Origin of the sequence: Kitasatospora sp. NPDC059722 (genome assembly GCF_042733235.1) — a bacterium.
Lineage (GTDB): Bacteria > Actinomycetota > Actinomycetes > Streptomycetales > Streptomycetaceae > Kitasatospora.
Genome location: NZ_JBHWGD010000209.1, coordinates 1 through 4826, shown reverse-complemented (window position 1 = coordinate 4826; position 4826 = coordinate 1). Strand labels below are relative to the sequence as shown.

Below are 4826 nucleotides of genomic sequence, written 5' to 3'. Positions count from 1 at the left end.
TCCGGTGGTTCGAGCAGCTGACTCTTAATCCGCGGGTCGGGGGTTCGAGTCCCTGGCGGCGCACAGACAGCCGGAAGGCCCTTCGCGAGAGCGAGGGGCCTTCCGGCGTTTGCGGCTCCTGCCGCCGGCCGTCCGCGGGCCGTCAGCGAGTCAGTACGTGTCGAGGATCGCCGAGGCCACCGCGTCCGGACGGTCGAACATCACCAGGTGCCCGGCCGGGGCCGTGGTGCGGAAGTCCGCGCCGAGCAGGGCGGCGAGCTCCCGCTGCTCGGCGAGCCAGGCCTCCGTCCGCCGGGAGCGCAGTCCGTCGTCGGCGGCGAGCACGGTGACCGGCAGGCCCTCGGGCAGGGCCCGGGTGCGGCGCAGGCCGTCGAGCTCGGCGGCGACGTCGAGGTAGCGGGCGTTCTCCCGGAGCAGCGCGCGCAGCGCGCGGCCGGTGCGGTAGCAGTGCCGGACGAGGTCCGGCGGGGCCAGGTCCTCGCGGCGGACGGTGGTGAGCCGGGCGGTCAGCCGCCGGGCGGCCGGGCCGAACAGGTACGGCACGGCGAGGGCAGTGGCGGCGCCGGCGGCGCCCCGCACGGCGAGGTCGCGCAGCCCGGGGGCGGGCAGCGGCCGGGGCGCCGGTTCGACACTGCCGTCGACGAGGACCAGCCCGGCCGCCCGCTCGGGGTGCAGCCGGGCGAAGGCCTCGACGTGGAAGCCGGCCAGCGAGTGCCCGGCGAGCGTGCACGGCTCGCGCAGCCCGAGGGCGTCCAGCACGGCCCGGATGCGCCCGGCCTCGCCGGCCGCCGTCGGGGCGGGCCGGCCGGTGGCGGGCTCGGGGGCGCTCAGACCGTAGCCGGGCCGGTCGAAGCGGACGACGGTGCGGTAGGGGGCGAGGAACGGGACGACGAGGTCCCAGTCGAACCAGCTGCTGCCGAGACCGCCGGTGAGCACGCAGACCGGGCCCTCGCCCTCGGTGCGGACGTGCAGCGGCACGCCGTCGATGCGCAGGAACGCCGCCCGGACGGGCGCGGGGCCGGCCGCCGTCATACCGGCTCCCGGCCCGCCCGGTCCCGGGTGGGCGTGGCCCGGTCGTGCGCCCGCCGGTCGTCGGCCTCCCCACGGAACAGGCTCCACGCGAGGACGCCCAGCCAGAGCGCGACCAGCAGCACCTGGAGCCGCTGGCCGGCCCCGAGCGCCCAGGTGCCGCGTCCGGCCTGGAAGGCGCCGATCGCGGCGAGGCTCCAGGTGGTCGCGAGCAGTTCGGCGCCGAGCAGCCAGGGCCCGTACCGGCGCACCGGGGGCCACCATCCGTAGCGGCGCGCGGCCATGGTGAGCGCGACGAGCCCGGCGAGCGCGCCGATCATGGCTAGGCTGCTGGTGACGGCGTGCGCGGTGTGGGTGGCGGGCACGAGCCCGGCCGTCTCGCGGGCGGCGCACTCCTCGTCGCTCGTGGGGGTGCAGCTGAGCGGCAGCCGGGAGTCGGCGGCGGTCGCCGCGCCGAACAGGGCCAGGGCCGACCAGCCCGCCAGTGCCCAGCGGTGGCGGGGCTGCGGGGCGCCGGTTCGGCGGGCGGTGCCGGTTCGGCGGGCGGTGCCGACGGGCTCGGTGCCGGTTCGGCGGGCGGTGTCGACCTGCGCGGTCCCGACGAGCGCGGTGCCGGCCGCCGCGAGGACGGCCAGACCGGCGACCAGGTCGGTGGCCCGGAAGAGCCCGCCCAGTGGCTGGTCCGCGGCGGCGAGTTCGCTGATGTACGCCTGGACCGGGTCGAGCCCGGTGCTCAGGACGACCTCCAGCACCCAGGCGGTGTACGCCACCGCGCTGATCAGCAGCAGGACGGCGACGGCTCCGCGGGCGCGCGGACGTCCGGTGGGGCTGGGCACGTTTCCACCCTAACCGCGCCAAAACTCCACCCCAACCGGGAGGAAACGGGCATCGCCGGTCCGGTGCGGCCGGACGCGGTTCGAGGCACCCCTCGGAACCGTGTATTGTTTTCCAGGTCAGCAGGCGCCGCTAGCTCAGTTGGTTAGAGCAGCTGACTCTTAATCAGCGGGTCCGGGGTTCGAGTCCCTGGCGGCGCACAGGCAGTGGGGAGTCCCTCGCATCAGCGAGGGGCTCCCCAACTTTTTTGCCCATGGCGTCCGTTTTGCGTGCGTTTTGGATGTGATGTCGGTCTCGATTGCCGCTCCGGAGGAGCCGATCGACCCATCCCGTTCGTCCTGGGCGGTAAACCGGAATCGGGACAAAGGTCCCCCGACCACCGTTGTCCCCGTCTGTGCAGGCTGGCCCGGTCCGCCCGCAGGAAAGGCCGCGCCTTGTCCAGAGATCCCCAGGGCGGCAAGAAGCGCCGCCCCAAGCGCACCGGCTGGCGCCGGCTGATACCGACCTGGCGGATGACGCTGCTCGGCCTCGCCGCCTCGATCCTCCTCGGTGTCGGCCTCTTCGCGCTCGGCATCGCGCTCGTGAAGGTCCCGGACGCGCACGCCGCGGCCACCGCCCAGAGCAACACCTGGCTCTACGCCGACGGCTCGGTGATCACCCGCACCGGCGAGCGCAACCGGCAGAACGTCGGCCTGGACAAGGTCTCCCCCGCCGCCCAGCACGCCGCGCTGGCCGCCGAGGACCGCAACTTCTACCACGAGGGCGCGATCAACGTGCAGGGCCTGGCCCGCGCCGCGATCAACACCGCCAAGGGCGAGGGCACCCAGGGCGGCTCCACGATCACCCAGCAGTACGTGAAGAACACGTACCTGAACCAGAAGCAGTCCGTCACCCGCAAGGTGAAGGAGCTCTTCATCGCCATCAAGGTGGACGCCACCGAGAGCAAGGACGAGATCCTCTCCGGCTACCTGAACACCTCCTACTACGGCCGCGGCGCCTACGGCATCCAGGCCGCCGCGCAGGCGTACTTCGGCATCGACGCCTCCGCGCTCAACGCCGCCCAGGGCGCCTACCTGGCCACCCTGCTCAACGCGCCCAGCGCCTACGACGTGGCCAACACGACCCCGCTGGGCAAGCAGAACGCGGTCAACCGCTGGAACTACGTCATGGACGGCATGGTCAAGGAGGGCTGGCTGTCCGCCGACGAGCGGGCCAAGACCCCGTTCCCGGACGTCAAGGACCCGCAGCCCAACCCCGGCCTGTCCGGCCAGTCCGGCTACCTGGTCGACGCGGCCACCCAGTACCTCACCTCCAGCGGGATCATCAGCGACAACGAGCTGGCCAAGGGCGGCTACACGATCAAGCTGAGCATCGACCCGACCCGCCAGCAGGCCCTGCAGGACGCCGTCCAGGCGCAGCTGCACGACACCCTGAACCCGGACAAGCGCAAGAAGGACGCGGCCGCCCAGGCCGGCGCCGCCTCGGTGGACCCGAAGACCGGCGCGGTCGTCGCCCTGTACGGCGGCGTCGACTACATCAAGCACTACGTCGACAACGCGACCCGGCGCGACTACCAGGCCGGCTCGACCTTCAAGGCGATCGCCCTCGCGGCCGCGTTCGAGAACAACGCCAAGACCCAGGACGGCCGGACCGTCACCCCGCGCACCGTCTACGACGGCACCAGCGGCCGCAAGGTCCGCGGCGGCAAGGGCACCCCGTACGCGCCGCCGAACGAGGGCGACGTCAGCTACGGCCAGATCTCGCTCCAGCAGGCCATCGACAAGTCGGTGAACTCGGTGTTCGCCCAGCTCGCCCAGGACACCGGGCTGCAGAAGGTCAAGGACACCGCGGTCGCGCTGGGCCTGCCCGGCAGCACCCCGGGCCTCGACCCGGTGCCGTCCATCCCGCTGGGCGCGGCCACCCCGAGCGTGCTCGACATGGCCGGCGTGTACGCCACGCTCGACAACGGCGGCAAGCAGATCACGCCGTGGCTCGTGCAGTCGGTGGACCGCGAGGGCGAGGCCGTCCAGCTGCCCGCGCACAAGACCACCCAGGCGATCAGCGCGGACACCGCGAACCAGGTCACCTCGATGCTCCGGGGCGTCGTGAGCGACCCGGGCGGCACCGGCTTCCGGGCGAAGGCGCTGGGCCGGCCGGCCGCCGGCAAGACCGGCACCACGGACGACCAGAAGTCGGTGTGGTTCGTCGGCTACACCCCCGAGCTCGTCACCTCGGTCGCGCTGTTCGGCCAGGACCCGGGCACCGGGGCGCAGGTGAGCCTGAGCGGCGTCGGCGGCATCGACGGCGCGGCCGGCGGCCAGTACCCGGCGCAGATCTGGACCAGCTACATGAAGGCCGCGCTCAAGGGCCAGCCCGTGGGCGACTTCCCGGACCCGTCGGACGGCGGCGACTCCGGCGCGACCGACGCGCCGACCTCCCCCGCCACGCCGTCCGGCACCCCGTCGACGGGCAGCGCCACCGGCAACCCGAACAGCGGCGCGAGCAGCCAGCCGAGCAGTGGCTCGAACGGCTCGCAGAACGGCGGGTCGAACGGGTCCCAGAACGGCGGAGCGAACGGCTCCGACGGCTCGAACTCCGGCGGGAACACCGTGCCGACCGCGCCGCCCACGACGCAGCCGACCACGAACCCCACGTCGCCGCCGACGACCCGGCCCACCACCCGGCCGACGCCGACCACGCAGCCGACGACCGGCCCGACGACGACGCCCACCACCCAGCCGACGGGCGGGACGAACAACGGCGGCACGGGGGCCGGGCCGGGGAACTGATCCCGGCCCGTCCGATCCGGCGGCCCGTCCGATCCGGCGGCTCCTGCGCCCCGGAGGACGGTCTTGGGTTCTAGGGATCTCGTTGCAACACCCTGACCGGGGACTGCAATGACCTTCGAGATTCGTAAGGAACGGACCAGACAGGGGCCGCGCAAACTGGTCCGTGAGCAGGCG

Annotated in this window: 3 protein-coding genes and 1 tRNA gene; 2 read left to right on the top strand and 2 right to left on the bottom strand. The window is 73.6% G+C overall.

Features of this window, described 5'->3' with window-relative positions; translation table 11 throughout:
• Positions 1-150: 150 nt before the first annotated feature.
• Together ACFV4F_RS42330 and ACFV4F_RS42325 are read right to left on the bottom strand one after the other, a co-directional pair.
• Positions 151-1032, bottom strand: a complete 882-nt coding sequence (locus ACFV4F_RS42330) for an alpha/beta fold hydrolase (protein WP_380511163.1) — start codon at positions 1030-1032, stop codon at positions 151-153.
• A complete protein-coding gene (locus tag ACFV4F_RS42325) occupies positions 1029-1865 on the bottom strand; it encodes a DUF998 domain-containing protein (RefSeq protein ID WP_380511160.1) in 837 nt (278 codons plus the stop codon). Before ACFV4F_RS42325 ends, ACFV4F_RS42330 begins: the two co-directional genes overlap by 4 nt.
• A gap of 124 nt (positions 1866-1989) precedes the next feature.
• Here ACFV4F_RS42325 and ACFV4F_RS42320 point away from each other — a divergent pair.
• Positions 1990-2063, top strand: a tRNA-Lys gene (locus tag ACFV4F_RS42320).
• Between the two features lie 234 nt (positions 2064-2297).
• Positions 2298-4652, top strand: a complete 2355-nt coding sequence (locus ACFV4F_RS42315; protein ID WP_380511157.1) for a transglycosylase domain-containing protein — start codon at positions 2298-2300, stop codon at positions 4650-4652.
• Positions 4653-4826 lie beyond the last annotated feature (174 nt).